At 35.5% G+C, this 25,950-nt stretch carries 48 protein-coding genes; 6 read left to right on the top strand and 42 right to left on the bottom strand.

Going from position 1 to position 25,950, the window contains the following annotated elements; translation table 11 throughout:
- The 32 genes from OPF91_RS09190 to OPF91_RS09035 form a co-directional block, all read right to left on the bottom strand.
- A complete protein-coding gene (locus OPF91_RS09190; RefSeq protein ID WP_264988451.1) occupies positions 1-1,299 on the bottom strand; it encodes a PBSX family phage terminase large subunit in 1,299 nt (432 codons plus the stop codon).
- On the bottom strand, positions 1,286-2,050 hold the full coding sequence (terS, locus tag OPF91_RS09185; RefSeq protein ID WP_264988450.1) for a phage terminase small subunit: 765 nt from the start codon (positions 2,048-2,050) through the stop codon (positions 1,286-1,288). Before terS ends, OPF91_RS09190 begins: the two co-directional genes overlap by 14 nt.
- A gap of 396 nt (positions 2,051-2,446) precedes the next feature.
- On the bottom strand, positions 2,447-2,680 hold the full coding sequence (locus OPF91_RS09180; RefSeq protein ID WP_264988449.1) for a DUF7662 domain-containing protein: 234 nt from the start codon (positions 2,678-2,680) through the stop codon (positions 2,447-2,449).
- An 88-nt stretch (positions 2,681-2,768) separates the two neighbouring features.
- On the bottom strand, positions 2,769-3,203 hold the full coding sequence (locus OPF91_RS09175) for a helix-turn-helix domain-containing protein (protein WP_264988448.1): 435 nt from the start codon (positions 3,201-3,203) through the stop codon (positions 2,769-2,771).
- A gap of 80 nt (positions 3,204-3,283) precedes the next feature.
- On the bottom strand, positions 3,284-3,544 hold the full coding sequence (locus OPF91_RS09170) for a hypothetical protein (protein ID WP_264988447.1): 261 nt from the start codon (positions 3,542-3,544) through the stop codon (positions 3,284-3,286).
- Positions 3,531-3,974, bottom strand: a complete 444-nt coding sequence (locus tag OPF91_RS09165) for an ASCH domain-containing protein (protein ID WP_264988446.1) — start codon at positions 3,972-3,974, stop codon at positions 3,531-3,533. Before OPF91_RS09165 ends, OPF91_RS09170 begins: the two co-directional genes overlap by 14 nt.
- A gap of 20 nt (positions 3,975-3,994) precedes the next feature.
- Positions 3,995-4,096 (bottom strand): olfactomedin domain-containing protein, encoded by a 102-nt coding sequence (locus OPF91_RS09160; RefSeq protein ID WP_264988445.1) that lies wholly within the window; start codon positions 4,094-4,096, stop codon positions 3,995-3,997.
- 100 nt (positions 4,097-4,196) lie between these two features.
- Entirely contained in the window at positions 4,197-4,475 is a 279-nt protein-coding gene (locus OPF91_RS09155; protein ID WP_264988444.1) for a hypothetical protein, read from the bottom strand.
- Between the two features lie 122 nt (positions 4,476-4,597).
- The gene (locus tag OPF91_RS09150) at positions 4,598-4,852 is read right to left on the bottom strand and encodes a hypothetical protein (RefSeq protein ID WP_264988443.1); all 255 of its coding nucleotides are present in this window, start codon (positions 4,850-4,852) and stop codon (positions 4,598-4,600) included.
- A gap of 238 nt (positions 4,853-5,090) precedes the next feature.
- Complete coding sequence (locus OPF91_RS09145; RefSeq protein WP_264988442.1) at positions 5,091-5,690, bottom strand: DNA methyltransferase; 600 nt, start codon at positions 5,688-5,690, stop codon at positions 5,091-5,093.
- Positions 5,691-5,746: 56 nt separating this feature from the next.
- On the bottom strand, positions 5,747-6,037 hold the full coding sequence (locus OPF91_RS09140) for a hypothetical protein (RefSeq protein ID WP_131522292.1): 291 nt from the start codon (positions 6,035-6,037) through the stop codon (positions 5,747-5,749).
- Between the two features lie 37 nt (positions 6,038-6,074).
- Positions 6,075-6,257, bottom strand: a complete 183-nt coding sequence (locus OPF91_RS09135; protein WP_264988441.1) for a hypothetical protein — start codon at positions 6,255-6,257, stop codon at positions 6,075-6,077.
- 45 nt (positions 6,258-6,302) lie between these two features.
- Positions 6,303-6,551 (bottom strand): helix-turn-helix domain-containing protein, encoded by a 249-nt coding sequence (locus OPF91_RS09130; RefSeq protein ID WP_264988440.1) that lies wholly within the window; start codon positions 6,549-6,551, stop codon positions 6,303-6,305.
- Positions 6,552-6,553: 2 nt separating this feature from the next.
- Positions 6,554-6,973, bottom strand: a complete 420-nt coding sequence (locus tag OPF91_RS09125; protein WP_264988439.1) for a DUF1064 domain-containing protein — start codon at positions 6,971-6,973, stop codon at positions 6,554-6,556.
- Between the two features lie 77 nt (positions 6,974-7,050).
- Positions 7,051-7,230, bottom strand: coding sequence for a helix-turn-helix transcriptional regulator (locus OPF91_RS09120; RefSeq protein WP_264988438.1), 180 nt, complete (start codon positions 7,228-7,230; stop codon positions 7,051-7,053).
- A complete protein-coding gene (locus OPF91_RS09115; protein ID WP_264988437.1) occupies positions 7,227-7,418 on the bottom strand; it encodes a hypothetical protein in 192 nt (63 codons plus the stop codon). Before OPF91_RS09115 ends, OPF91_RS09120 begins: the two co-directional genes overlap by 4 nt.
- Complete coding sequence (locus OPF91_RS09110; RefSeq protein WP_264988436.1) at positions 7,411-7,797, bottom strand: hypothetical protein; 387 nt, start codon at positions 7,795-7,797, stop codon at positions 7,411-7,413. Before OPF91_RS09110 ends, OPF91_RS09115 begins: the two co-directional genes overlap by 8 nt.
- Positions 7,798-7,897: 100 nt before the next feature.
- Complete coding sequence (locus OPF91_RS09105) at positions 7,898-8,125, bottom strand: hypothetical protein (protein WP_264988435.1); 228 nt, start codon at positions 8,123-8,125, stop codon at positions 7,898-7,900.
- A complete protein-coding gene (locus OPF91_RS09100; protein WP_264988434.1) occupies positions 8,122-9,198 on the bottom strand; it encodes an ATP-binding protein in 1,077 nt (358 codons plus the stop codon). The genes OPF91_RS09105 and OPF91_RS09100 overlap by 4 nt, the downstream gene beginning before the upstream one ends.
- Positions 9,095-9,943, bottom strand: a complete 849-nt coding sequence (locus OPF91_RS09095; RefSeq protein WP_264988433.1) for a DnaD domain protein — start codon at positions 9,941-9,943, stop codon at positions 9,095-9,097. Before OPF91_RS09095 ends, OPF91_RS09100 begins: the two co-directional genes overlap by 104 nt.
- Before the next feature lie 15 nt (positions 9,944-9,958).
- Complete coding sequence (locus OPF91_RS09090) at positions 9,959-10,603, bottom strand: hypothetical protein (RefSeq protein ID WP_264988432.1); 645 nt, start codon at positions 10,601-10,603, stop codon at positions 9,959-9,961.
- Positions 10,587-10,721: a hypothetical protein gene (locus OPF91_RS09085; RefSeq protein ID WP_264988431.1), complete on the bottom strand. Its 135-nt coding sequence runs from the start codon at positions 10,719-10,721 to the stop codon at positions 10,587-10,589. The genes OPF91_RS09090 and OPF91_RS09085 overlap by 17 nt, the downstream gene beginning before the upstream one ends.
- 9 nt (positions 10,722-10,730) lie before the next feature.
- Positions 10,731-10,907, bottom strand: a complete 177-nt coding sequence (locus tag OPF91_RS09080) for a hypothetical protein (protein ID WP_264988430.1) — start codon at positions 10,905-10,907, stop codon at positions 10,731-10,733.
- 13 nt (positions 10,908-10,920) lie between these two features.
- The gene (locus tag OPF91_RS09075; protein ID WP_264988429.1) at positions 10,921-11,724 is read right to left on the bottom strand and encodes a PD-(D/E)XK nuclease-like domain-containing protein; all 804 of its coding nucleotides are present in this window, start codon (positions 11,722-11,724) and stop codon (positions 10,921-10,923) included.
- The gene (locus OPF91_RS09070; protein WP_264988428.1) at positions 11,675-12,598 is read right to left on the bottom strand and encodes a hypothetical protein; all 924 of its coding nucleotides are present in this window, start codon (positions 12,596-12,598) and stop codon (positions 11,675-11,677) included. The genes OPF91_RS09075 and OPF91_RS09070 overlap by 50 nt, the downstream gene beginning before the upstream one ends.
- A gap of 81 nt (positions 12,599-12,679) precedes the next feature.
- Positions 12,680-12,964 (bottom strand): YqaI family protein, encoded by a 285-nt coding sequence (locus tag OPF91_RS09065; protein WP_264988427.1) that lies wholly within the window; start codon positions 12,962-12,964, stop codon positions 12,680-12,682.
- The gene (locus OPF91_RS09060; protein WP_264988426.1) at positions 12,940-13,239 is read right to left on the bottom strand and encodes a hypothetical protein; all 300 of its coding nucleotides are present in this window, start codon (positions 13,237-13,239) and stop codon (positions 12,940-12,942) included. Before OPF91_RS09060 ends, OPF91_RS09065 begins: the two co-directional genes overlap by 25 nt.
- A 96-nt stretch (positions 13,240-13,335) precedes the next feature.
- Positions 13,336-13,473 carry a hypothetical protein gene (locus OPF91_RS09055; RefSeq protein WP_264988425.1) on the bottom strand — a complete coding sequence of 46 codons (138 nt, stop codon included), beginning with the start codon at positions 13,471-13,473 and terminating at the stop codon, positions 13,336-13,338.
- A 99-nt stretch (positions 13,474-13,572) separates the two neighbouring features.
- Positions 13,573-13,776 carry a hypothetical protein gene (locus OPF91_RS09050; protein WP_264988424.1) on the bottom strand — a complete coding sequence of 68 codons (204 nt, stop codon included), beginning with the start codon at positions 13,774-13,776 and terminating at the stop codon, positions 13,573-13,575.
- 19 nt (positions 13,777-13,795) lie between these two features.
- The gene (locus tag OPF91_RS09045) at positions 13,796-14,041 is read right to left on the bottom strand and encodes a hypothetical protein (protein ID WP_264988423.1); all 246 of its coding nucleotides are present in this window, start codon (positions 14,039-14,041) and stop codon (positions 13,796-13,798) included.
- An 80-nt stretch (positions 14,042-14,121) separates the two neighbouring features.
- A complete protein-coding gene (locus OPF91_RS09040) occupies positions 14,122-14,409 on the bottom strand; it encodes a hypothetical protein (protein ID WP_264988422.1) in 288 nt (95 codons plus the stop codon).
- A gap of 223 nt (positions 14,410-14,632) precedes the next feature.
- Entirely contained in the window at positions 14,633-14,800 is a 168-nt protein-coding gene (locus tag OPF91_RS09035; RefSeq protein ID WP_264988421.1) for a hypothetical protein, read from the bottom strand.
- Between the two features lie 58 nt (positions 14,801-14,858).
- Here OPF91_RS09035 and OPF91_RS09030 point away from each other — a divergent pair, with 58 nt between their 5' ends.
- Entirely contained in the window at positions 14,859-15,680 is an 822-nt protein-coding gene (locus OPF91_RS09030; RefSeq protein ID WP_264988420.1) for a TIGR02391 family protein, read from the top strand.
- Here the strand turns inward: OPF91_RS09030 and OPF91_RS09025 are convergent.
- Positions 15,664-15,864 carry a hypothetical protein gene (locus OPF91_RS09025; RefSeq protein ID WP_264988419.1) on the bottom strand — a complete coding sequence of 67 codons (201 nt, stop codon included), beginning with the start codon at positions 15,862-15,864 and terminating at the stop codon, positions 15,664-15,666. The genes OPF91_RS09030 and OPF91_RS09025 overlap by 17 nt on opposite strands.
- Before the next feature lie 58 nt (positions 15,865-15,922).
- Between OPF91_RS09025 and OPF91_RS09020 the strand changes: the two genes are divergently transcribed.
- Positions 15,923-16,192 (top strand): hypothetical protein, encoded by a 270-nt coding sequence (locus tag OPF91_RS09020; protein ID WP_264988418.1) that lies wholly within the window; start codon positions 15,923-15,925, stop codon positions 16,190-16,192.
- Here OPF91_RS09020 and OPF91_RS09015 read toward each other — a convergent pair.
- The 4 genes from OPF91_RS09015 to OPF91_RS09000 all read right to left on the bottom strand — a co-directional run bounded on the left by OPF91_RS09015 (position 16,185) and on the right by OPF91_RS09000 (position 18,074).
- A complete protein-coding gene (locus OPF91_RS09015; RefSeq protein WP_264988417.1) occupies positions 16,185-16,385 on the bottom strand; it encodes a hypothetical protein in 201 nt (66 codons plus the stop codon). The genes OPF91_RS09020 and OPF91_RS09015 overlap by 8 nt on opposite strands.
- Positions 16,386-16,401: 16 nt before the next feature.
- A complete protein-coding gene (locus OPF91_RS09010; RefSeq protein ID WP_264988416.1) occupies positions 16,402-16,578 on the bottom strand; it encodes a hypothetical protein in 177 nt (58 codons plus the stop codon).
- Positions 16,579-16,598: 20 nt separating this feature from the next.
- A complete protein-coding gene (locus tag OPF91_RS09005) occupies positions 16,599-17,381 on the bottom strand; it encodes a phage antirepressor KilAC domain-containing protein (RefSeq protein WP_264988415.1) in 783 nt (260 codons plus the stop codon).
- A gap of 75 nt (positions 17,382-17,456) precedes the next feature.
- Positions 17,457-18,074, bottom strand: coding sequence for a BRO-N domain-containing protein (locus OPF91_RS09000; protein ID WP_264988414.1), 618 nt, complete (start codon positions 18,072-18,074; stop codon positions 17,457-17,459).
- 197 nt (positions 18,075-18,271) lie between these two features.
- Here OPF91_RS09000 and OPF91_RS08995 point away from each other — a divergent pair, with 197 nt between their 5' ends.
- On the top strand, positions 18,272-18,658 hold the full coding sequence (locus OPF91_RS08995) for a helix-turn-helix domain-containing protein (protein WP_264988413.1): 387 nt from the start codon (positions 18,272-18,274) through the stop codon (positions 18,656-18,658).
- Between the two features lie 23 nt (positions 18,659-18,681).
- Here OPF91_RS08995 and OPF91_RS08990 read toward each other — a convergent pair whose 3' ends face one another.
- Together OPF91_RS08990 and OPF91_RS08985 are read right to left on the bottom strand one after the other, a co-directional pair.
- Positions 18,682-19,026, bottom strand: coding sequence for a hypothetical protein (locus tag OPF91_RS08990; RefSeq protein WP_264988412.1), 345 nt, complete (start codon positions 19,024-19,026; stop codon positions 18,682-18,684).
- Positions 19,027-19,172: 146 nt separating this feature from the next.
- Positions 19,173-19,505, bottom strand: a complete 333-nt coding sequence (locus OPF91_RS08985) for a hypothetical protein (RefSeq protein ID WP_264988411.1) — start codon at positions 19,503-19,505, stop codon at positions 19,173-19,175.
- Between the two features lie 521 nt (positions 19,506-20,026).
- On the opposite strand from OPF91_RS08985, the gene OPF91_RS08980 reads away from it, so the two are divergent.
- Positions 20,027-21,547 (top strand): recombinase family protein, encoded by a 1,521-nt coding sequence (locus OPF91_RS08980; protein ID WP_264988410.1) that lies wholly within the window; start codon positions 20,027-20,029, stop codon positions 21,545-21,547.
- Positions 21,548-21,628: 81 nt separating this feature from the next.
- Here the strand turns inward: OPF91_RS08980 and comGB are convergent, their stop codons facing one another.
- Positions 21,629-22,702, bottom strand: a complete 1,074-nt coding sequence (gene comGB, locus OPF91_RS08975; RefSeq protein ID WP_264988409.1) for a competence type IV pilus assembly protein ComGB — start codon at positions 22,700-22,702, stop codon at positions 21,629-21,631.
- Entirely contained in the window at positions 22,680-23,699 is a 1,020-nt protein-coding gene (gene comGA / locus OPF91_RS08970; protein ID WP_264988408.1) for a competence type IV pilus ATPase ComGA, read from the bottom strand. Before comGA ends, comGB begins: the two co-directional genes overlap by 23 nt.
- A 346-nt stretch (positions 23,700-24,045) precedes the next feature.
- Here comGA and OPF91_RS08965 point away from each other — a divergent pair, with 346 nt between their 5' ends.
- Positions 24,046-24,747 carry a helix-turn-helix transcriptional regulator gene (locus OPF91_RS08965; protein WP_264988407.1) on the top strand — a complete coding sequence of 234 codons (702 nt, stop codon included), beginning with the start codon at positions 24,046-24,048 and terminating at the stop codon, positions 24,745-24,747.
- Positions 24,748-24,868: 121 nt separating this feature from the next.
- A complete protein-coding gene (locus tag OPF91_RS08960) occupies positions 24,869-25,111 on the top strand; it encodes a DUF2626 family protein (RefSeq protein WP_264988406.1) in 243 nt (80 codons plus the stop codon).
- Positions 25,112-25,153: 42 nt separating this feature from the next.
- On the opposite strand, the gene OPF91_RS08955 is transcribed toward OPF91_RS08960, so the two are convergent.
- Positions 25,154-25,798, bottom strand: a complete 645-nt coding sequence (locus tag OPF91_RS08955; protein ID WP_264988405.1) for an MBL fold metallo-hydrolase — start codon at positions 25,796-25,798, stop codon at positions 25,154-25,156.
- Between the last annotated feature and the right edge of the window lie 152 nt (positions 25,799-25,950).

Below are 25,950 nucleotides of genomic sequence, written 5' to 3'. Positions count from 1 at the left end.
TCACCTCAATCCTAAAACTGATTTTTTGTTTACTTTTAGTTTTACTTGACCTACTAAAATCGTATTAACGAAATATCTATCTCCATCTAATTGATGGTCGTTTTGTTTAATTGGCTTATCTTCCCCGCGTTCAGCAGCTTTCGGGTCCCATATATAGGATGAAAACTCACGAAACGTTTCTTCACACACATCGTTATATAATATCTTGCCTTCAATGAGCGCAGATGCAAGGTTACGTATGCCGTCTAACACTTCATTCTTTGCTTGTATCACGTTATATCTAGCCTGTTTTAAAGCAGCTATGAATGATGCAGCAGAAGGGTCAACAATAATTGCACTTGGTTTAATAGTGCCTAAAAACTCCTTCATATCGCTTACATATTCTTGGTCTGTTTTCTGTTTGCTCGTCTTACGTCCATCGTAGTGATATTCTTTGACCTTGTACCAAACACCATTAAAAAGACCCCACAAACCAAACGTTGTAGGGTTCTGCGTGCCGTAATCGACACTGACATAATATTTTGTGTATGCACGTTCAATTGTTTTAACACTATGCTTGTCTATGTCGAACATGTCGTAAATAATACCTTCAGCAAGCACCCACAAACCCAAAATGTAGCGTTTATAGAAAACACCAACATACATACGCTTATAACGCTCTTTAACAGATTCAGCTAATGAAAGATTATCATCCATCGTGAAATGTAGATGGATTAAATTTTTCTCTTTTACCTTGTCAATCCAGTTGATTTTGAACCAATGGTATGGTCCTTCTGGGTTGCAGTTGAACCAATATTTAGAACCATTCACAGAACAGCGCCCTGTAGCTTGGTTAACAAATGATTCGGGCATAAGTGCAGCTTCATCAAAAAAGACGCCAGCTAACGTGATACCTTGTATCAAGTCCTGCGAGCGTTCGTCTTTACCACCAAAAATATAGAAATAGTTAACCTTATTGCCTTTTGAGATAATCAGCAAATTGTCAGCACGATGATCTTTTACTTGATACCCACGTGCTTTGAGCATTAATTTCAGCCAAAATACTACATTGCGTCGAAAAGAGCCAATAGTCTTTCCACACAATCCGAAGTTTTGGCTATCAAAGCTCTCCATCGCCCACATGACGAACGATAATGACATGGATACTGTTTTACCTGAACGGATAGAACCGTCGGCTATGATGCCATCCTTATCCTTAACTGGCGAATCTTTATGCCACCAGGTTAAAACCTTTTTTTGTTTTAGTGAAAACGGACTGAATTTGAAAATGGCTGCTTTAATCTTTTTAAGCATCGTCATCAGCCCACACTTCTTTAGCTGTTGCTCCTAAAGCTTCCATAAAGCCGTCATCTTCTGTTTCTTCTTCTGGTCCATTTTCTTTTTGAATAGCAATTTTTGTTTTATCAATCTCCAACTGCATCTGTTCAAGTTTTAAGCGTCGCTCATCCGTTTTATCAGTGATTGAATCAAATTGCTCAATCAAGTTTCGTAGCTCGCTAATGGCTCGACTTTGGGCTGTTAAAAATTGAGCTTGCCGATCCCAGGCAAATTGAAACTCATACTCTATTTCCTTACCAAACTGCGTATCTTTACGCTTTTTGAGCTCTTTAATCATTTCATCTTTCGACTCCACAAACATAATTGATTGCGCTCGCATGATAGCCATATACTGTAATTTAATTTGATCCCATAACATATCTGCTGTAGAAATACCTTCTTCAATTTCGGCAAATAAATCTTGCAATTCTACTGGAATAACACGACTATAGAATCCATGTTTTACTGCATTTGTGTTTTGCTTAGGTGCACCATGACCCTTTGCATTATTGTTGCCTACAGGAGCACCTCTACTGCGTTTAGTAACATTACTATTCGGTTTGGTAACGTTACCTTTCAAATGTTCATCCCAACTGTCTTGATTTTTCCATTTTCTAATTTGCGAATCAGACAAATCCAATTGAGCTGCAATATCCTTCAAAATCATTTGCCCCTGGCTTTTAAGCCACATTTGAAATGCTTCATCGCGCTTTGGATTTCTTGGTCTAGCCATAATTCATCAACACCACCTCCGAGCTATTTGTTTGTTTTGTAATTACTGCATCACCTCATTATGCTAGTTGCTTTGTCCATAATAAAAGCCACAACTCGAAAGAGTGTGACTTGGATTAAATAAGTGATTTTATTGTACTTGTTATAACCGAAGTACCTAATCTTTTAAAAAAAATGGGGCCGCCCATGCTGTCCCCTCTCCGCACAACGTTTAAATTGCGCAGGTCGGTGGTCGGTTGGTCTGTCTTTTGTAATTAAGTAATGATAAATACCAAGGGAGGAAAACCTTACCGCGCCGTCCTCCCTCCCAGTGTACACTTTATTTTCTCATTCACAAACTATCGTACATGTTTTACATTTGTTACTTTTGTTCTTTTTGTTACATCTGTTCCGTTTGTTACATTTTTTTAAAAATCACATACTCACCTAATTCAAATTCATCCACTTTATAACCAGCATCTAACCAAAAATTAGAATAATAATGTCCACCATTTGCCCACCAAGCATCATGATTTGTAGCTGAATCTGGTAGCTCTGTCGATAATATTTTTTCTATATCATCGAAACTTAATCTAATCGTTTCATCATTTCTATTATTAAAATAATCAAAAAATGGTCGATACTTACTCATCATTTATTCCCCCTTTTAAGAGATTGCTGTAGTTAAATTCTACCTTTTATACTTTAAATATTCCACAAAAAAAGTAGCCTTTTGGGGGCTACTTCACCATCTGATTCAAAATATTGTTTCTTACTCTAAATATGGTTGTGCTAGAAAGTTTCATATGCTTACCAATAGCTCGCATACTACTACCATTAAGAAGTCTATGCAACACCTCAATTTCTCTATCTCCATGTACAAATGGAATACGTTTTTGTACTTCGATAACCTTTATTTCATACTCACGAATCCTTTTATTACTTGAATATACACGTCTCTGTACTTCAATAAAGACTGGATCACTCGTACCACCACTTGCCTTTGGTAGCGTTGCCTCAATGCCGTACATAGCCGTTTTTGCCCCAATATAACTATTGTTATCAATTTTTGCTACTGGCTGCCTTGCTTCCTCGATTGTTTCAATCATCCAACTATAATCCTCAATCCACTGCAATAGGTTTTCTCTGGTAACTGTTACTCGCTCTTTTAACATAGTTTGCCCTCCTATGTGTTATAATGCTGTTAGGTACTCGTAAGAGGGCAGGAGCCGTAGCACGGACATGCTACGGCTTTTTATTTTGAATCTAAAGCCGCCTTTGCAATTTTGCTTAGTTCCTCATTGTTGGAGGAAGCTATTTCTTCAAGTGCTTGTTTATAAACTTCTGCCAGTTCAGCTTGTTCTAACAAAAAATCTCTTGCTGCTTTAATACGTGGTACATCAAAAATCGTGCGTTCTGCCAGAAAACTTAACCACCACGAATCATCGTAACGTCTAATAACTGCCAATCCCTGTTCATACACTTCTCTTCTAATTGCCTCGTCATAAATTTTCATTATCCCACTCCCACAGGCTCAACTTGCCCTTCGCTGGCACAGGTTCAGGTAACACCTGTACATTATCAAGTTCCCATGCGTAGCGACCCTCTTCATAATAGCCAAACCAATATTCGTCACCTTCGATTTTTACACCTTTATCTGTTTCTGCTACCCCAAATTCACACCAGTCTTTAGTGATAGCATGACACTCAATCATATTTGCTGTAGCCAATACTGCTCCGGATGGTAATTGCTTATATGATGTAATACCATGCTTTGCTAGTGCCTGTTTAATTTCTTTATCCTCGCAGGCTTCTTTATCAACACTTTTGCCTGCATGGATGGCTATTTGCCCTCTGTATTTAGTCTGCCAGCTCCGTGTCTCAAATTTCTTCTCGCCCAGCGCTATCAACGTGGCCCACGGCTGTTTGATTGTGATGGCTTTCATATATGCTCCTTTCGTTGCAACTAATTTAATGTATATAAAACTCCACAAATGATTAAAAAGGCATTTCCTAGCCACACAATACGTGGGAGTTTGATTTCTTTTTGCTCCAATAAATATTTCATTCCTTATCCTCCAAATGGTCATTGTTGTGTTTAGTTAATAAATCTAATAAAAAAAATACCGACTGTGATATTAAACAGTACGGTATCTTAGCAATTTATTTTATTGTTCACGGGCGATATAATCCCCTACACTATCATAGTATTTGAATCCAGCTTGACTAATGAGCCATTCTATCTCTTCATCACTCAACTGAGGGCCATACATACAATTAAATAACAATTCTATCTGTTTTTCCTCACGGATACGTATAAGATGACATTCGACCTCATTTACAATAAAAAATTTATTTTCATTCAGTTCATTTGAAACATAGACCATTTGAGCTCCACCGCCAAACCATCTACCTTTAGACTCTTCTCTATAACCTTCAAACGCCATATGCTAACCTCCTACTAAACAATACAAATCTCATTATACATCTCAATGTACCATACTTTAATAAGATTACCATACTATTCAATTGTCAAAGTGCTATTTGTTTTTGACATTGTGTGTGGACATTATTTCTCAACTTCCACCCATTCAAAATGCTTCATCATATTTGTGTACCCTACATTACAAATAGCATCCTCGCCAAACTTTTTGAAAATAGCCTCTTCCCAGTTTTTCATAAAAGATTCTGCTTTGGCTTTGTCATAGATGATATTTGCTTGGTTTATATCATCTGTAAGCTCATCGTCTTCATCCTGGTAATACTGAGGTACATCACTATCATTAAACTCATCTTTTAAACGCAGTACCCATGCATCTTTCATCCAATCAATCCCCTATCTTCTAGTGTTTTGTGTGCTTATTCTTTTAAATTTCGTACAAAATAGCGAAGTTCGCTTTGTGTTAATTTCCGTATAGCACCAGAGTATTCTTCAAATAGATAGCCGTATTTGTCACACCCAATATAAACCGTCCCTGTGTGCTGTTCGTATAACTTAATCCAATTGAGTATTGGCAATAGAGTTCACCTACCTCCCTATGCAAAATTGGCAGAATGCCAAGTTATTTTTTAGCTTGAAACACCCATAAATAGCTGTGATTCTTTCGGGCGTGTTGTTGTTTATACAATGGCTTGGGCTTTTTCGTATTTACCAAGACAAATAAATCTTTCGTATACAGCCCAAATTCCTCAACTGCCATATCGTGTATTTCAATATGTGTCCATTTTTGTTTCCCACCATGTATTTCATCTTGGCATTTTACAAAAATGAATCCTCCTGGTTTCGTAATCCGTACAAGCTCTTTTAAACCTGCTCGATATAAACCTAAAATTTCATCATGTGTGGTATGCCGAGTAGTGTTATAACAATCAACCATACCTTTTAGATTGGTGATTCGTGCATATGGTGGATCAATAACAGTATGATTAAACGAATTATCCTCATAGGGTAAGTTTCTAAAGTCTACTCCCGTTTTAAGGTCAGTACCGATTATGTCGTATTTTGATTTATCAACTTGTTTCCAAAATACACCTCTACCCCACGTAACATCAGCAACCTTGTCTCCATCCACAAAATATAAATCACTGACTTTTTTAATTAATCCTGAATTATCTCCTACATGCACTGTATAAACAGGATCCTGAACATCATGACTTTGCACTGGTATTCCCCCTTTCGTTACTACACAATTTGGTTCAGATATGTTCCTCAAATTGATCAATATTTATGGAAACGATTTTCTAGTTTTAAATTATTTTTAATATCTTTTTCAGTAATGCGATGATTAATGATTACATCATGTTTTTTTACTGGAAATATTAAAGATTGATATAACCCATTTTTTTGTTTGTTTAATGTTTTTACTTCAACAATGTTGCCATAAATTTTTGAAATTTTTCCAAATCCATCAGTCAATAGTTTTCCTGAATCACTAAACCACTTGAAATATACAAAATTCCCTATTTGAAGTTCTTCTTCTATGAAATCAAATATATTTAATTGATTCATATTACACCTCACTTGCCGCACATAATGATTCCCTCGCTCACACTCCTAAATCGTTTAAATATTGCTCTATGTTTAAACAAAGTAGTATTTTATTCATGTAAGACCTACCTGGAATTTTGAATACACAAGCAGCTTTTTTGAGTGTTTTTAAATCATAATTAAAATTTAACTCTTCTGGTGTTTGATCAGACAGCTCAGCTAAAAATTCCTCTTTTGACATCATGATCACTCCTCAACAAAATGACTCTTGTACTAAACAAATATATTATTTACTTCCAAATACACCTGTAGTTCTTTCTTTCAACTTGCCTGCCATGTGTAAATCCATAACAACTAGTCCAGCATTGGTAGTATTGATACCAAATTTCTTAGCGATTTTTGCAATTGGTATACCTTCATCCCATAAACTGATAAATTTATCAATTTCATGCTGAGTAAAATCGAATTTCATGTTTTCGTGAGCTTCGCCAGTGAACAAAATATATCTTTTTTGACGTTCTCTCATCCCCTTCATATTTACCCTCCTGTCTTAAGAGCTCTACGTGCCTTTCTAGCCTTTTTCAATTCATCATGAGTAATCCATCCACCATCAATCTTTGAATACGTTAGAAGCCTTAATTCGAGCGGATAACGGTATTCGAATAACTTCTTCCTCAATTCAAATTGCTGTGTAACCATTCCCTTGATGTCAACCACTTCTGAATGGCCATCTGCATAATGAACTGTGAAATCTGCGTTATAACCAATCTCACGATATTTCTTCCCATTCTTTTCGAACTTTGGCAGCAATACAAACCTTGGCTGTAATTCAAAGGAGGTCACAATACCTTGTGCTTGTAGATGTTTCAAGTGATCATAATATTTCACTTCCAAAGCTGAATCGAAAGTAATTCCGTCATGAACAACTTTTTTATTACCATATTTTGATTTAGTCATATTCCCACCTCAATTATTAGCACTCTTAGTAGTCTGCTGATAAAATAATGTAATCTCGTTCTACCAGCAGCGTGTATTTAGTCTTCAAGCTTAATGAGTTGCAATCTGTTATTTACCTTGCTATTTGAACGTCTTTGATAAGCTCCTGACATGTAATAACGTATTGTTTCAGGCTTAACACCACGTTCCTTAGCAATTTCATTTACTGTTCCAATGGCTATCATCTGGTCCCCTTTGTAAAGTGCATAATCTTTCATGCTATCACCCTGCTTTTTATTGGATAATTAGCCGCATAATCAACTGTTTCATCTTGAGTTTGAAAACCCTTTAATTTACGCAAAGATTCAAGATTTTGATAAAAGCCTATTTCATTTTCTTTGTACTGATATTTCTTGTACAAACCTACATGCAGTGAAATTTGGTCGATATAGTATTGTTCATCCATCTGCTTCACCTACCAATGCTTTGTGAGCTATTATGATTATGTCTTCATAGCCATGTGGAGATTGCGATTCAATTTCTTCTTTTGCAACCGAAATGATGCCTTGTAATTCTGATTTTAATCTTTCTAACTCTGCAATAAGTGCTGGTACATCTTCTCGAGCATGCGCAATGAATTTTGCGTTGTCTTTATCAATCCACACACGACTATAAGGTTTTTCACCCCAATAACTCATTGTCACAACATGCATTGGTGATTTTAATTGTGGATGATGTTCTACTGTTCCGATTTGTGTGCCATCTTCCATTTCGTACACTTGCCATGGCCCGTCTGTAGCATTTACTGCACGTTCTTTAATGGCATCTAACTGTTCTTGTTTCATCGTCGTACCTCCTAATAACGTTTAAAAGCCTTGTGAGCCGTTTTCGTCTGCACGTGAATCCCTTTGTCGAAATCAATTCGTAAAACCTCCACAAGACCACCTACGCTTTCACACCACTATTCTTTTGCTCAATCATCTTCTCAATCTCTGCTCTATTGAGTTTGTGCACTTTTTTAGGAAATCCAAATTGATTTTGCACCTCGTCTCGTGTCAAACCATGCTCCAATCTCAAATGCGTTTTTGTAATTACTGTCCCGATGTGATGACAACCAGTAACAGGGCATCTAACTAGACCATTTTGTTCAGCGTGCCAATATTCTAATCTCATCTTGTTTCCTCCTTAATAGGTTTAAATAAGATTTGTTCAAAAGCGTAATTTTCATGTTGTGCTTCCATATCACGCACAGATTCTTCTGGCATGTTGACTGAATAACACATTTTGTTAACTCGACTTCTCAATCGTTCACCACTGTCGCTGTTTAGGATTGGATTACCCTGTTTATCTTTGGTTTGATAAATATCGGCTAACTCGTCAATCGTCTTATTTGACGTTATTAGCGTCGTTTTGAAATTTTCCATCCGAGAATCCAAGATGTTGTACAAAACCCGACCTGCGAAATCAGATGGCTTCTCAACAGCAATGTCGTCAATGATTAACACATCAGCTTCACGATAGATTTTTAGAATTTCATCCTCAGTTGTTTCACTGGAATCTTTATACGTTTTACGAATTTGCAGAAACAGATCATCAGCTTTCATGTATACAACTGTTTTGTTGTACATGCTCATTAATGCGTTACCAATACCACAAGCTAGTCGGGTCTTACCTGCACCTTTGGTTGTACTGTAGAAATAAAGTCCTTTACCTTTTTCTATTTCTTCATAGCCTTTTATAAAGTTCATAGCTATTTTTAGGGCAAGTGTTGCATCTGTTCTCGATTCTTCTCGCTTATAAATATCTGTTTTGAACCCCATCACTTTAACTTTTCTAAATTTTTCTGGCATACCTGACAAATCTAACTTTCTAGCAATCTCTTGTTCTTTCAACTTGTGTTCATAGCATTCACATTTCTCCCACCACTCGGCTTCCTTTTTTAAATTTTCAAGAATGTCAGAAATGCGAACCATTTCTTGTTCATCATTTTTTTCATGAGCAACAGCATACAACTCACGATGTTTTTTTATATCAGCAGCAACCTTATGTGGATTGAGTTTCTTGTAATAGTCAATAAACCATAAGAACCCACTACCATCACACTTTCCTTTCGGGCAAACTTCACTAGGCTGGGTTAAACACTCAATCCCTTTGGATGCCAGCAAGTTTTGCGCGTCTATCATTCTCTGCTCGAATTGCGGATTTTCTTGCTTCAACTTCTGCATTGTCGTGTTGATTGATTCCATTCTGCTGCACCTCCTTCAGCTCTAACAACTCTATAGTGGTAATTCCTTCATGTTTCCAATTGCGGAGAGTTGCCAAAGCATATTTTTCTTTAGCTTTTACACTTCCATTTGTTAGAGCTCTATTGAATGCTTCTAAAATGAGATTTGCATCATGATAAGTTGCTATATAGAAATCAATATCTTCTCGTAACTTATCACTAGGAATTTTTTGCAAGCGACTGACAAAAAATTCATATAGCCTTTGAGTATTCTCCATGTCTGTAGTCAGTACTTGGTTTATATCAGTATTTGGTTTATTCAATACTTGGTTTATATCAGTATTTGGTTTATTCAATACTTGGTTTATATCAGTACTTAGTAGTTGCTGATTTTCCACAGGGTGGATTTCCAGGTGGGTGGTTTCCCAGTGAGTGGTTTTTCCACCCACTGGTTTTTCGGGTTGTGGCTCAAATGGTATTTCATGAACAATCGTTTCCCAATGTGTAATTTTTTGAGTTTGTTCATCTTTAACCTGTCTACGCTCCACATATCCATGTTTTTTTAATTCCTTAAACCCACCGTCAAATGCTGTTTTTCCATCACAAGAATGTGTTATTAGCTCATCTTGATAAAACACCCAATCATCTGGCATTGAAAGCATGTAAGCCATGATTCCCTTCGCTCGCCAAGAAAGTCGATTATCATTTAATGCTGTACGATTCATTACTACATAGTTACTATTTTTAGCTACTCGGATGATGCTCATTTACCTTCACCCCTCCTAGTAAATTCTGCGTGGTAAAACTCCTTTAGTCATATCTTCATTTTCAAAAATCATAACTTTCAATGCACCTTGATGATGGACCGTAATATTTTCATTTGATGAGAATTTTAAGAAAGCTTCTAAGGCATCTAATAAATAGATAGGTGTGAAAGAAATAATATTTTCAGTGTCTTTATGTTGCTTAATATCAAATTCAAAATCGTCTAATTTTAAATGAATACCAGGTACTGAAAGTTCAATATAGTCATTTGTAAATGTGAATTTCATTATTTGAAATTTGTTAGATTTAATGAATTTAATTGCTGGTATTAGTTTCAGTGCATCTTCTTTAGATAACTGAAAAGATGATTGTGTATGTTCTTCAACTTTCAACAATTCATTCAAATGAGGAAACACGTAACCTTTAATCAAATCTAATGTTTTATGATTTAACAAGATTTCTTCTTGGTAAGAATGAACATTCTTTAAGATAATTGCTCGAAAAGTATCTGTTGCATGCATTTCACCATTTTCCTTTAAAGCAAGATGATTTAATGCTGGTCTAGATGGGGTAGTAGATGTGAATTTTTTTGCTACCTCTAAAGCTGGTGTTAATCTTTCTCTTCCTACGATTTCAATTTCATTTTTAATTGCTACTGTCATAGTTGCCACCCTCCACTTTTTCAATATTCCGAACTTTCAATATCGACTTACTCTTAAAATCCACAAACACGACATTTTGAAGTGCTACCTCATAGGCTTTTTGTAATTGTTTGAGCATAGCTACCTCCTATATAAGTCCACCTAATCGTTCGCAAACTGCGAAACTACCATTCACTTGAATAATTCGATAGTTTGGATAACGTTTCATATATTCCAGCACCAAGCGCTTAATTTCATCCCTATCACCTTCTGCCTGCTCGAATATCCAGCGAGGCAGAAGGACTTTGTGGGGTACGTTGTTCATCCGTTTGCACCACCTAATCTAGTAAATACTCAATCTCAAATGATGATTTTAATTGCTTGGTTGCTCGACAGTATGGACACTTTTCACAACGATGCCCTTTTTTAATACCCTGCTTTGCTTCTAAGATGCTTGGTAATATTGTTTGGACATATTCCTTCTCAAAGTCAAAACGGCTAGAGTCAAAGTGTAGAACGGCTTTGTCGGGTGGTGTTTCTTTTGTGACTGCCACGATATACGGATCATAATAACGCCCTGTATTTTGAAAAATGATTTCTCGGTAAACGTACATTTGCAGGATGTAATCATACGCTTGTACAAATGACCCGTAAGTATTGTATTTCTCGCTCCAATAACGTTTAGCAAGCTCTTGGGTGCTTTTGAGGTCCGTAAAAGTACCTCGTTGATGGTTGATACTATCCACTCTGATTTTCCAATCGGCGCCGAATAACTGCCCTGTCATGATAACCTCTTTTTCGCCATCTAGGGCGAACATGCAAAATTTATCGTTCTGAATGGTTTCAATCATTTCATCAGCTTTCAGATAATCAGCATATTTATTACCTTTAGTATTAAAAATGGCATCGTGATTAGCATGTAAATAAGCACTAAACACCTCATCACTATCAAATGCTGCATGTAAGTAGCTACCTACTGCCATAGCTGGAGAGAGTGGGCGAATAAACTCGCCCTTTAATTCAGCTATCATGGAAGCCTCACACTGCATTGCTTGCTTAAACTGCGACACGCTCATATAGTGCTGGTTCGCCTCATTCGAGTGGTAATTCTGGCTGTTCAATCGGATTTTGGTTTGGTGCATCTGATTTCACCTCTGTTTTTGGCTGTTCTTGTGATTTTTCAAACTCGGTCGCTAAGCCACCATCTACTTTTTTCGCTTCCTCTTTACTAAACCAATCTTCCACAGTAGACATACCATCTTTTAAGGAATTACGAATATTTGTTAGTTGAACCAAATCAAACTCACTAAACGAACTAGCATTATAACCAAAACGAACTTCAATCATTTCCTGTGTTACGCCATGTTTTTCTTTAAAGAATGTAAGAGCTTTTACAATACGTTCTTTTAATGGTCCTTCATTTTGACCTGCCAATGTTTTTGTACATTCCTCCACAGCTAAGTCCACAATGTCACCAGGAATGACACCTAGAATACATGCTCGTAACCTACGTGCCCCATCATTCGCTACTTTTTCATATATGTCTCGTGGATCTAATAACAGCTTCGGACCTCCTTGTTTTCGATAAATTGAGTGTTTTACTGTAAACACTTTCTCTTGTCTAACATTTGTCTCTAAATCCCAACAATATGCCATCGCAACAGACTCGCCATCACGTTGTTCTAATTCCTTAATACCATAAGATAGATTGCCCCAGTTTCGAGCTAATACTTCTGCTAAACGAATAGATGGTCCAGTTACTTTTGTTCCACCTTTAGGATAGGAATACATAGATGATGCTGCTAATGCAGGGCGCTTACAATTATCTAAAATACGGTTTTGAGCTTCAAACATATTACGAGGAAACTGCTTTGCTAAGAAAATAGCCCCTTTAACTTCCTCTATCTCCCGAGATGCACTTGAATGAGCTGTTACGCTTTGATTTTGCATAGGTTGTCCACTTTGAAATTGCTGTGAACTTTGTGGATTATTGAATTGTTCTGATAAGTTATTCATTGAAATTTCCTCCCACATGCGCTACAATGGCGCTAAAGTTATTGTTTTTTTCTTGCTTTTGTCCACTGCTGGAACAGTGGACTATTTTTTTACATAAGCAGAACCATAATGTAGTTCTACGTAGGCAATCACTTCAAAATCTGCCATCTCATAAGTCAAATAATCTTGATAGCCAACGGCTAGATAATCACTAATATTGTCCATGTGTACGATAGCGTCACCTATCTCAAAATACACATCATGGCAAACTATCAAACTGCCAAAATCGTCATACATTTCAAAGCTGATAACTGGCTCATATGGCTGATAACGTAGCTTCGGATACTCGATACGACCTAAAATCATTGGATTTTCGACATATGGCATTGTTCAGTCACCGCCATTCCAAAATTCACAAATGTTATGCCATATTTAGTAATTTTTCGATAATTAGCTGGTTCGCCTGTATAACTAATGTATGGTGCTAATTCACTCATTCCGATTTTTTCTATCGATTCTCTAGAATACAAACTCACCAATACATCAACGTCTGTTGCATTCCAACTATAAGACACATTAATTACATCTTTATGAGGAATACCATACTCAGCTAAAATCTGTGGTAGTTTAGCCATTTTCTCTAAAGCTAGTACTAATTTCATAAAACTAACTCCTTTCGTTTGATAAGTTCCATTAACATCAACACTCGCTGCTTTTTATTCAAATGTAAGTAATCTCCTGCTTTGATTAACACGACATCATCCCTTCAATGTGATATTTAATTCGCCCTGTTGCCAAGCCTTTACAAACTGTAAAAACTCCCAACCTTGATTCACGAGTTTATGTGTAACAAAGTAATCTCCTAAAACTTCTAGTAAACTATCATTCATTTTCATAACCTATTCTTCATTCTCCATTTCTTCTAATTCTCTACTAGTGAAAATAGTTTATATTTGAATTCACCCAATTAGGATGAATTCTGTTTTGCGAAAAATTTAATTAATATTGTCTACTTCCTCATAGTCCCATACATCAATTTCATTAGTTTCAGCATTTTGACAAGCTTGTTGCCAATCAATATGTCCATCCAAGTAAGCATGTGCCTCTTGCTCTGACATTGCCTCATAAGCCGCCTCTGAAATCGGAAGTTCCACTTCATAACGAACTTTTAGTGTTGCTTGTCCAGTTACTTTTAACATCCATTTTCCTCCTTAGACTTTACTTTTCTTTAGGTGGTGTGTACTGCTTGATTATTGCCACTTCTTCACATTTCACACATCCAACATAAAAGCATTTCTTTTCATAGGCTATAACGATAAAATCATGCTTTTTCCCGTCTATACATTTTTTTGTTGGACTAAAAATCGCATCACCTACTTTCCTTTCCATTTTTTTGATTTTTTCATAAAGCTTTGGATTAGTTGTCTTTAACTTCTCATTACGATGATTAATATATACTTCCATTTTTCGCATCCTCATTCCGAAATTATTAAACATAGTCTCGGCATTTGAAGAGTGAAAAAATCAGATTTTAATTAGTAATGTTAACCAATTAAATTCGTGCCAGTTTGGTTTTCAATAGTTGTTCCTACAATTTTATTAAATCGAGCCAATTCCTCACACAGCTTATCAAATAAAGGTGTTATAGCTATCTTTTTCTCACCCCATATGCGCAGATATTCAATTGACTTTGTTTGGTCTAAATAAGATAATTCTGCAATCAAACCAGGTATAGCACCTCGTTTTTGTAAGATAATCGGGTCAATCGGATATTCTTTAAAAATCGTTCGAATCTCTGTTGCTTTGATACGAATTGGTTCTACATTCGTCATTTTTCATTCCTCCATTGATAGGTATTGATACTAATATTGATGATTTTTTATAGCTTGCTCTAAGTTCAATTTAGTACCACATCTTGTACAAAATAATGCTTCTTCTATGTGAAATTCCTTTTACACTTTTCGCATTTACAATACATTGACTCTTCCCAAAACCCTTTATTCACAGTTATATCTCCCCTTCCCCAGAAGTGGGGAACTTTTATTTTCATGCATACTACGCCCCCACCCCTCCTACATTAATTGAATGTTTAATCGCCATTTCTTTAACAATCGCAAGATAAATTTCAACCAACTTTGGGTCATCTGCGATAATATCAATCTTTTTGAATTTTTCGATTTTAGCCTTTGGTACAATACCATTAGCCAGCCCTTCTTTCGACATTTTTATGGTTATTTTCGCCTACATTTCTTATAATTAGATAGAAAATGGAGGTATATGAATGAAGCAAATAGATGAAATATGTGTAGAAAAAATAACTCGGATACTAGGTGATTTAGTTACTGGTAACACAATTACTGAACTATTAGCTAAAAATCATTGGAAAGACCATGACACTGAATCTAAATCACCTATATATAGCACTAAATGGAGACGCTTGAAAGCCTCTATGATTTATGAAATTAATAGAAATCATGCACCAACACCTTTTTTTAAATTGATTGAAGAAATTATGAATCCAGCTAGTTTTTCGAGAGATGAACAAGAACTATGGAATTGCAATTTAACTGAAATTAATTTCACTTTGAGTTTTTATGGTTATGAATTAAATGATGCTGGTAAAGTTGTTAGCATAAAACCCTCAACTACATTCAATGAAGCCTTTAATCGATCTCAAAATTTGATAGATAAACTTCGGAAAAATAATGTACATGAAAAAGTTATTCTTTACTGTACTCCAGAACTTTTAGACGAAAATTATTTTCACGCAATATTAGAAGCTAGTAAAAGTGTTTTAGAAAGAATAAGAGAACTTACTAATTCAACTCTTGATGGAAACACTCTTATTAATGAAGCCTTTAAAGCTAAAAACCCTGCTATAGTTATACATGGAAATTTATTAGAAAACGACAATGATAAAAGTCAGTATCTTGGCTTAAAATCCCTTTTAAATACAATTTGTTACTTTTATCGAAACCCCACAGCCCATTCACCTAAGATGTTTAATGAACAAAACGAAGATGATGCTATTACAGCTTTTTTACTTATTTCTATGGCACATCAAAAGTTGGATAATTGTTTTACTGTTAGATTTCTCGATTAAACTTTAGATACAATTCGGTGTATTGAGTAACTTTGTCGATTAGTTCAATACACCGTTTTGGAACACTCACTGTTTTTTGATTATGAATTTGTTGTAATTCCAAAATCAAAGCATCGTTTAACAATCGACAATTATTTTCCATCATTTCTAACAAGATGTCACTTTTATCATTAGGTTGATTCATTTGAATTCCTCCTTTTGGTATAATTCACCTATACTTAGTAGATAGGAGGTGAATATCTTTGAATCATTACGAAAAACAATTTTTAAAACTAGGTCTTGAAAATTTCTATAAGAGTGGCAGCTCTTATTCAGAGATTCAACCTAAGAATTCACAAGAATTGATAGACTTCACGAATACCGCAAATTATCTGCATGAAAATGATTGGCTAATTTCACATTCAGATAACATCTTTTCTAATTCAGTCATTATAGTGCCAAACGAAACATTAATTTGTTACGAATTAACACCCGAAGGCTTGTCAAAAGCTAAGTCATTGGAAACTACTTAAAAGCAAACTGAATAACGAATTCTCTTGTGCTTTTTTCAAATTTGACCTCACGACGAAGATGTTGTCTGAATTCTTGTGGGGTCATTTTTTGGAATTTTTCATAAAGTAGCACTGTGATTTTATCCATTACTTCTTCACTGTCAGCGTTTGGTTCCCAACCTCCAGCTTCAATTAGTAAATTGTTTATATCCATACTTCTCACCTCTTTTCTATGCAATGTCATTGAGTTGTTCATCTGGACTCTTTGGTTCTTTTTCTTGTGAACGCTTTTGTTCTACGGCATTTTTACGCAAACCAGCGATTAAACCTGCAACATAGGACATGTTCACGTCATTCAACTGTTGTGCTCCTGTAACGATAGCGTAAATAAGGTCCTTTTTATCCATCTCTCTCACCTTCCCTTCTATTAACTAGCTTCCTCTCGTTCAATAACAGGCAAGATTCCTTCACTTTTTAACAAGTCATAAATGAATAATCTACCTTTTTGCGTCCATTTCGTTAGTATTGAAGAATTATCAGCATCAATTACGTGTGTTGTCGTTTGCGTGTAACCCTTGTTTTGATACTTGGCATACAACAACCAAATATCACTTTGTTTATATTGGACACCTAGCTCATGAAGTAATTTGTTCAACTTAGTAGCACTCATGCCGTAGTCCTTCGCAATCTTAGACACAGACAGCAAGGACTTATTTTGCAACACCATGTCGTAGTAGCTAGCTTTCGGCTGTAACTCGCTGTTCTGCTGAACCAGTACGAGGTTTTCGGTTTGGAGCTTTTCGTTTTCCTCTACCTTTTCCACCAGTTGCAACAAGGCTTCTTTATATGTGGTAGGTACGTTGAATTGTGGTTGTTGCTCAATCACCCTGTAATACTCGTCCACTAGTAACTCGTATGCCTCCCATGCCCTGTCGGTATTGAGTGACTTTGCGTGTAGCCATGCCCCCTTTTCTGTCCAGAGGTAGAGTTTATTGACGTTTGGCGCAACACCTAAATTTTCGAAGTTGCGTTTGAAATCCCTCAAATCATCACCTTGAAGTAAAATAAAGTGTTTGCCTTCTTTGTAACGTTCTTTGTTATTGTTAAAATTTTGCTGAACTAATTTTTCATCAGCTTCATACTTCTCAGCAAGTTGCACTGTTGTTAAAACACGTCTACCACGCAATTGAATAACTATTAAATCTAGCATGATAATTGCTCCTTTCATTTTGTTTACTAGATGGCATAACCACCAACCTATTTACAAAACTGTCACCGCCACTAGTTAATGCACATACTTCCCATAAACAATTTCGCTAACGGATAACCCAAGCTGAAACTTTTCATTAGCAATCATCAAGTCCACCGCATCCGCTAAAATCGGTTCACGCTCCACTAACATATCAGGTGTCATTTGATTTTTCTTGAGCATCTTCGGATGTCCATACCTGCTTGATACGGCTTTGTTAGCAATTGTATTGGCTTTGATAAAATTGACGGGCTTAGGGTCTTGTAACGATTGGTTCAGTTTGGACATCATTTCTTTTTGGTGTTCCTTGTCCAACATGCGGAATATTTGAAAACCTTCCAATCCGCTTGATTGACGGAGCGTTTTAACTACTTCAAATACCCAACGCTTAAATTCCTTTGCTTCTTTCTTACGGCTCTCAAATACTGTTTCGTAAATACCTAGCTCATTGACGATTAGCATTTTACGACTGCCGTTTCCAAAATCAACCATGTGATTTGAAATCACCTCTTTTGGAAGCCTACGTTTAATAGGGGCTGTTTGACCTAAATCTAACGCTTTCGCTAAATCATCAAGCACCGCCCACCACTCATTAGGCTCTTTCTCCACAAAACGAATTTCAAAGCCGTTCCAATTCTCTATTTTCATGTTCATTTGTTTCATCTCCTTCTTTTTATTTTGTTTAAATAGATTGAATTACAAACAACTTACCTGTTTTGAGATATTGGTTATATGTCATTTGCAACTTAATAATATGTCATTGAGATATTTAAGTCAATACTATTTCTTAAAAAATGTTGCAAATGAGATATTTGTAATTTACTATGTAAAGAGAAAGGAGGCGATAACAAATGAATATCAATGATAGAGTAAGAATGATAAGGAATCATTTGAATATGACACAAACTGATTTTGGAGAGAAAGTAGCGATAACACAAAACCATCTTTCAGGTGTAGAAGTAGGACGAAGAGAGGTTTCAGAACGTTTACTCAAACTAATTTGTAACGAATTCAACGTCAACGAGGAATGGTTAAGAACTGGCGAAGGTGAAATGTTTCTTAAATTAAGCGATGAACACGAAATAGGAAAATTGCTAGCGACAATAACCAAAAGAGATGACGAAATGTTACAGAACGCCATGAAGAATTTAACGGAATTATCTATGGATGACTTAAAAATAGTTAATAGAATAGTTGAATCGTTATTAGAAAAAGAAAAAATGGAACGACTCAAGTAGTCCGTTCCATTTTTTTATCACTATTAAATTAACATTTCAGAAGTGTAGTGTTTTAAGATTCCTAAGTGTCTATCATTGGTAATGCCTAAGGTATTCAATATGACATACATTTTATCATCATGAATATGATTGAATAGAATTGATACAGCATACACTACATCCAGCGAACTTTCATCTTCAAAAGGCAGTGCATTCAAGAATAAATCTAATAGGTTTTCATCTAGCGTTGCTAAAGTATGAGTAATAACTAATAACTTCTGTAATACAATTGGATCATCAATCTGCAATACCATTTCAATAATTTCTAAATGCTTTTTCTGTATTTCATTTTTGGAACCGTCTACTAACCTAATCAATTCATTTTTCAAGTCGCTCACCTCTTTGTTCTCCATTATATAAGAACATTCGTTCTTATTCAACCCCTATGTATTCTTTTTCCACATCCTTATCCTTCACAATAATCTATCTTGTCAGTATTGTATAAACGTGCTACAATATCCATGTTTTTCTTTTTTCACTTGGTTGTAACGTTTGCAGACGTTACAGCCTTTTTATTTGTCTCATTTTCCTCGCTTGTTATTATCATTGATGTTTTAAAGTATTGTGAAGTTTCATTCAACGTTTTTAAATTCGTCTTTGCTCCTTCAAAGAAACAAAAGAATTTTTGTTTAATATTATCCATTCTTACAATCATTTCATCATCTGAATTTAATAAATATTCAAATCCTTCAAAAATTGAAACTATTTCATTTGCCGTTTTTTCCATATAGGTTAAATCTACTAGATACCTAAAAATATCCTTTTCGTGTTTAAAGATTATTGCTGCTTCTTTTTCATTTACTTTCAACTTCATCACCTCTTTAGATTAATTTTATTATACAAGAACATTAGTTCTTGTTATACAGGAAAAAAATCACTCTACTTGTAGTTCATTTTGCTAGAATATCCATCTACTAAATCCGACATTATATGACAAAATTAACTATTGAGGCTAGTATATATCATATCTTAGTAATATCAATGCAAGATTTTAACAGGGAATTTATTGCTTTGTCGAATGCTATCAAAAAAATCTAAAATTTTTTTGAATTATTTAACCTATAAATTTGTTTATATTATCCTTATAAGAATATAAAATGAAATGAAAAATAAAAAACCATTTACTAATATTTTATTAAATTCAATAATTTATGAACTATTTTTTCTTCTTGTCGAATCCTCTATTGACAAAATATTTTTTCTGTGAAATTGATTTCAAATGAAATTTCTATAAACTAACAGTGAAAATCAGGGGATATCTGCTATAATCGACACAAGAACAGTACATACATTTGTTCTAAAAAATAATTATAGTTAGGGGAAAATACATTGAGAGTAATTATTTACATTCGTGTTTCTACCAAGTTACAAGAACAAAAATTTTCATTAGCTGGTCAAGAATCCGAATTAACAAAATATGCTGAATCTCAAGGTTGGATAATCGTCAACATCTATCAAGATGTAGATAGTGGTGGAAAGCTTGATAAAGCAGGATTAAACGCATTATTAGATGACGTTGAAGAAGGAAAAGTTGATGTTGTACTGGTAGCTGACCAAGATCGGTTATCTCGACTAGATACTGTAGAGTGGGAATATTTGAAAGACATTTTACGTACAAACAATGTCAAGATTGCAGAACCAGGGCGCATTACGGATTTATCAAATGAAGATGATGTTTTCTACTCCGATTTAAAAAACCTTATCGCACAGCGAGAAAAGAAAACGATTGTCCGTCGTATGATGCGTGGTAAAAAACAACGTATGCGTGAAGGTAAAGGATTTGGAATGGCTCCACTAGGATATAAGTTTGATAAAACTACAAAAAAATATGTATTGGATGAAGAGTGGAATTGGGTAATACCGTTCATCGACAAGTTATATTTAGAAGAGCAACTTGGAATGATGGCTATTGCGAATCGTTTAAATGAAATCTCTCGAACTCCTAGTGGTCGCTTTTGGAATGAAAAGCTAATTAGTGATCGTTTAACATCTAAAGCATTTCATGGTGTGATGGAGAAAAGATTTAGTACTGGAGAAATTATAGTTATAGAAGATGCCTACCCACCACTACGAACGAAAGAAACCTATGACCTCATCCAATTAGAACGTGAAAAACGAGGCACTATCTACAAAGTAACAAGTAGAGCGAAATTGGATTTGCATTATTTACGTAGAACTACTTTTACATGTGGTTTATGTGGCAGAAAAATTTTACTAGTACAACATGGTACAGCTAAAACACCTCGCTACTACTTAAAACACGGAAGAAAATTAAAAATAGCTGACAGAAGTGTTTGTGATATTTCTATTAACACTATTCGTTTTGATAAAAATATTTCTAAGCTGTTCACTGAAATATTAGATAGCGAAAGTCTTGCAAGTAAATACTTTCAATTTGAGAACAATGAGCAAAAAATAGAACAACTAAAAGAATCAATCGAATCTCTAAGTAAAGCCATTCATAAAAACGAAATTAAGTTAGATAGATTGCTTGAATTATATTTAGATGGTGAGTTTGATAAAAGTACACTTGTTAAACGACAAACGAAAATTAAAGAAGAAAATGAGTCTTTGACAAATGAACATACCCAATTATCCAAAAAATTGAAGTTGATGCAGAACAACGAATTTAATTATGAATTGATTTACGATTTATTTAGTTCACTTAAAAACTTTGAAATAGATTATACTCCTGGGGAACGTGCTAAAATATTCGGACATTTATTTCCCAAAGGAATTTTATATCCAGATGAATTAATTTTAATTTCAGAAATTAGTGGTGTACCTCTTGAAATCGGCGTGGTTATTGATAAAGACCCCTACCCAGGACATGCTTCCAAAAAAGTCTAACTAGTAGGGGTTATCCCCTGTATTTATCTCTATTAAAGTAAAGCCTTGCTGTTGTTTTAAATACTTCATGATAGATTCCTCCTATACAAATTCAATCATTTGATAAATGGGCAATAATATGCTGATATATGCAGCGACAATACATATCGCAATAAGTATAAAAAAGGTTGGCTGTACAAATGCCAGCACGCGTTGTAGCCATTGTTGTTGTTTTTCAGTTAATAGTTCACTGTATACCATTAATTCTTTGCCTAAATAACCGCTTTGTTCTCCATGATGGATAAATACAGCAAAATCCTTCTGCCAAATTTCCATAAACTGCACAGCTTGTGTGAGCGTGTCCCCGAACATAACACGCTCTTTAATGGCTTGTGCTAAATATTGTAAAGATGGCTGATGTGGTTGTTCCTCTAAAACACGAAGACTTGCTTGTAGAGAAAAACCACTTTGTAGTAAACTTCCCAAATAAACAGCAAATTGTCTTGTCACTGATAAGCGAATATAGCGCTTCACTATTGGTATTTTGGCGACAATATGTAGTTGTTTCGCCACCTTGTACCTTTTGATATACAGCATGAATAACAATCCACTGCCCACCACAGCACCACCACTCATAATAAAAGCATCTGGCATATGCAATAAAAATTTAGCCAGTGTAATACTGGAATATTCTTGATTTGTCACTCGATTGACGACCATTTGTTCAATATTCGGAAAAAATAAAGTACGAAACACGAAAAAGAGGAATACTAAAAATACGGTGAGCACAATGGGGTATATGAGGAGTTTGCTTAACTTGTCCTTTATCGCTTTCTGTAAAGCCATTTGTTTTGCAATGCCGTGAAAGGCCTCTATCATGTGACCATTACTTTCAGCAACCGTAATTGCGACTAAATAGGGCTTTGCTAGCTGTAATTGCATTAAAACACTTGTTACGCCTCCTCCTTGTCTCAATTTTTCGTCAATGAAAAATTGCATTTCGTCGTATGCTTTAACATGATGTGGTAGCAAAATAGCGATAGCCTGTGGAAATAAGTATCCTTCCTGCATTAAAATACTTAATCGATGAAAAAAATCAGCTTGCTCTCTTACTCGCCACTTCGTATTTCGTCTAAATGTCTGCTTTATGTTGTCAGTCCATTGTCGTAGCCACATAGCATTGTTTCTCCACTAATTCTTTCTGACCTGCAAGCGTTATTTCATACGGTAGCTCGTAACTGATTTTTTGTCTAATCGCTCTCATGGCAAGCTCTAAATGCTCATCACTTAATATTTCAAATAATGCACGGCGTTCTTCCTGCACAATTGGCAATTGAAAAAGCACCTGGGCAACGATACCAATGACTGTTTGATTAAGCTCTTCAATTGAAACGCCTAGATCCAGTAGTCGGTAAAGACAACGCACTGAATCCTTCGCATGAATACTTGACAATACTAAATGACCTGTTAAAGCAGCTTCCACCGCAATTCTAGCTGTTTCTTTATCACGAATTTCACCAATCATAATTACATCTGGAGAATGACGCAAAATAGCTTTTAAGCCCGTTGCATATGTCACACCAGCTCTTTCATTCACTTGAATTTGTAATAAATGGGCTTGATTATTTTCTACAGGATCTTCTAATGAAATGACATGTCGTGCTAATTCGGTGGAACAATAATGAAGTAATGCATAGAGGGAGGTGGATTTGCCTGAGCCTGTTGCGCCACTGAATAGGAGCAACCCTTGCCTTTGTTGTACAAGCTCTGTTAACTTGGCTGGTGCATCATGAAAATAACATAAAGATGTGAGAGGGAATGTATGGTTTTGCAACAGAAGGCGAATAATTAAACTTTCTTTAAAAAAGACAGAGGGCAATGTAGAGACACGGAAGGCATACTGCTCTTGTTCTAATGATTTTTGAAAGGAGCCACTTTGGGGTTTACGGCGTTCACTAATGTCGAGCGTTGCTAAAAATTTATAAAACGAAATCATTCGCTCTGCTAAATCCGTTGGTAGCTCCCCTGCATTTAACAACTTATCATACTTTCTAAAATAGAGACGATACTGCCCATGTTCGGGAATCATCAATAAATCGGACGCCCCAAAATGATAGGCCTTTAACAAAAGTTGTTCACATTTTTGTTCAATCACGCTTTCAAATTGCTGCATAATGACACCTCTTTCATTATTAGTTCGAATATGACCGCCTATTCGTTGCCCTCAGTATAAATGGTAACTTCCTTCTAGGAAAGACCTTTTGGCAAACTAAAAATTCTCGATGAAATAAGCTATGAAATTTATTTTTTCAAGAGAACATGTGGATAGTATTTCCTTATCGCTAAAAAATATGGCTTTATACCATCTCCACAGCTAACTTAACCCACTATTTTTACAAATTATTACTATAGGATAAATATTTATACTAAAAAAACTGTATATTTTTCCATAATGCAATATAATAGAATGAACAGGTGTATTTTCCTAACTTACTACATAGAAATTTGAGGTGAAATAAATGATTCATCCATTAAAGATTACTAGTACATTAGCAGATGAAACTAGATACTCTATTTATGAATATATTTTAAAAGAAAAAAAAGCAGTGACTGTCCAGCAAATTGCAGACGAATTTCATATTCATCCAAATGTCGCACGTCTCCATCTCACAAAACTAACAGAAATTAATATTATTTCTGCTGATTTTATGAAAACAGGGAAAGGCGGCCGTCCTGGTCGTGTCTATAAAGCTGCTGAAAAAGGGATTTCTTTATCGTTTCCAAGGCGAGATGAAATTCGCTTGCTAAAATGGACAATCCAACTAGTAGAAGAGCTTGGTCCATCAGCTATCGCCCATTGTCAAAAAATTAGCTATCAAGATGGCTTTCAACAAATGAAAAATTATGAATATGGCTATTTACACGGTCTACCCTCTTTTGAAGATAAGCTACAACTATTAACGGAAAATGCCGCATTAATCGGCTATATTCCACAAGTTCAACAAACAGAGCATGGGAAAAAAATCACCTTCTCCATTTTTAATTGTCCGTTCCAAGAACAGTTAACAACACATTCAGAAATGGTTTGCTCCTTACATGAGTCCTATTTAAAGGGACAGCTTGATGCACTATTCCCCAACAACGAATTTGTTCAAGTCGAAAGCATGGTACATAATTGCGATTTATGCAAATATGAAATAAACGTTACAGAAATGGACTGATGTATGAAAAAGCCATTTGTTTGTCACAAAGAAAAGGAAGTTCCAGTTTACAGATTCCTTTCATATCATTTATAATAAGTAATAGACTATTGTGTCGTGGGCAGAAGGAGGGAAAACTTTCATGGATAATATGTATAAAGTTATGGCATTCTGGACAGGTATTTTCGCAGTCATGTTCTACCTTGGAGGTATGAACGAAGTATCGCTATTATTCGTAGGTAATACAGGTTTATTCTTATTATTAGGCTTCTTAAACCTTTCAGAGCGTATGTACATGTACATTTTCGGAGCATATTTAACTGTATTCTTCGCTGGCTTCACGTACTATGCAACATTCATTCACGTACCTGGTGGAGGTCATTAATACAAAAAGCGTATCTCATAATGAGGTACGCTTTTTGATTCGTTAAAAGCCATTTAAAAAAGGATTTGTCTCCATTTCAATACCAACCGTTGTATATGCACCATGCCCTGGATAAATAATCGTTTCCTCAGGCAATGTTAGGAGTTTCTGATGAATGGATGCTACTAACACATCCATTGAGCCACCAAGTAAATCTGTGCGCCCTATACTTTGTTCAAATAAGGTATCTCCTACAATCGCAAAACCATCTTGTTCAAAGATATATGAAATACTCCCTGGAGAATGACCAGGTGTGAATACTGCTCTAAACACAAAATTACTGATTTCAAATAGTTGCTCTTCTTTTATCCATTGCTCTTCTACTGGTACAGCCACTTTATAATCAGGTAGTTCAGCATATTTACCAGAGCCATTTTTCATTGGGTCGCTTAGCCAGCTCACCTCTTTATAATGCACCCATACAGGCACATCAAATGCCTCACGCAACGCATCCACTGCACCAATATGGTCGAAATGTGTATGTGTTAGAAAAATCGCTAGTGGCTTAAGCTGGTTGCTGTGAATGGCTTTTATTAATTTATCAGCTTCTTCCCCCGGATCAAAAATTAAACATTCCCTTTCCTTGTTCGATACAATATAACAATTGGTTTGTATTGGCCCAAGTGCGTAATTTCGTACATTTATCATCATTATCACCTCAATTTCTTATTATAGCGTCTTTACCACAATTTGACGATAAATGTTCATAGTTTCGGCGATTTTAGTTCTCGACAAAAACAAATAGAACGTATACAATTAAATAGGAATATTGTTTACGACATTCATTTTCTGATGTCGAA

This window comes from Lysinibacillus piscis (genome assembly GCF_026012395.1).
GTDB lineage: Bacteria > Bacillota > Bacilli > Bacillales_A > Planococcaceae > Lysinibacillus > Lysinibacillus piscis.
This window is presented reverse-complemented; position numbering and strand designations above follow the sequence as displayed.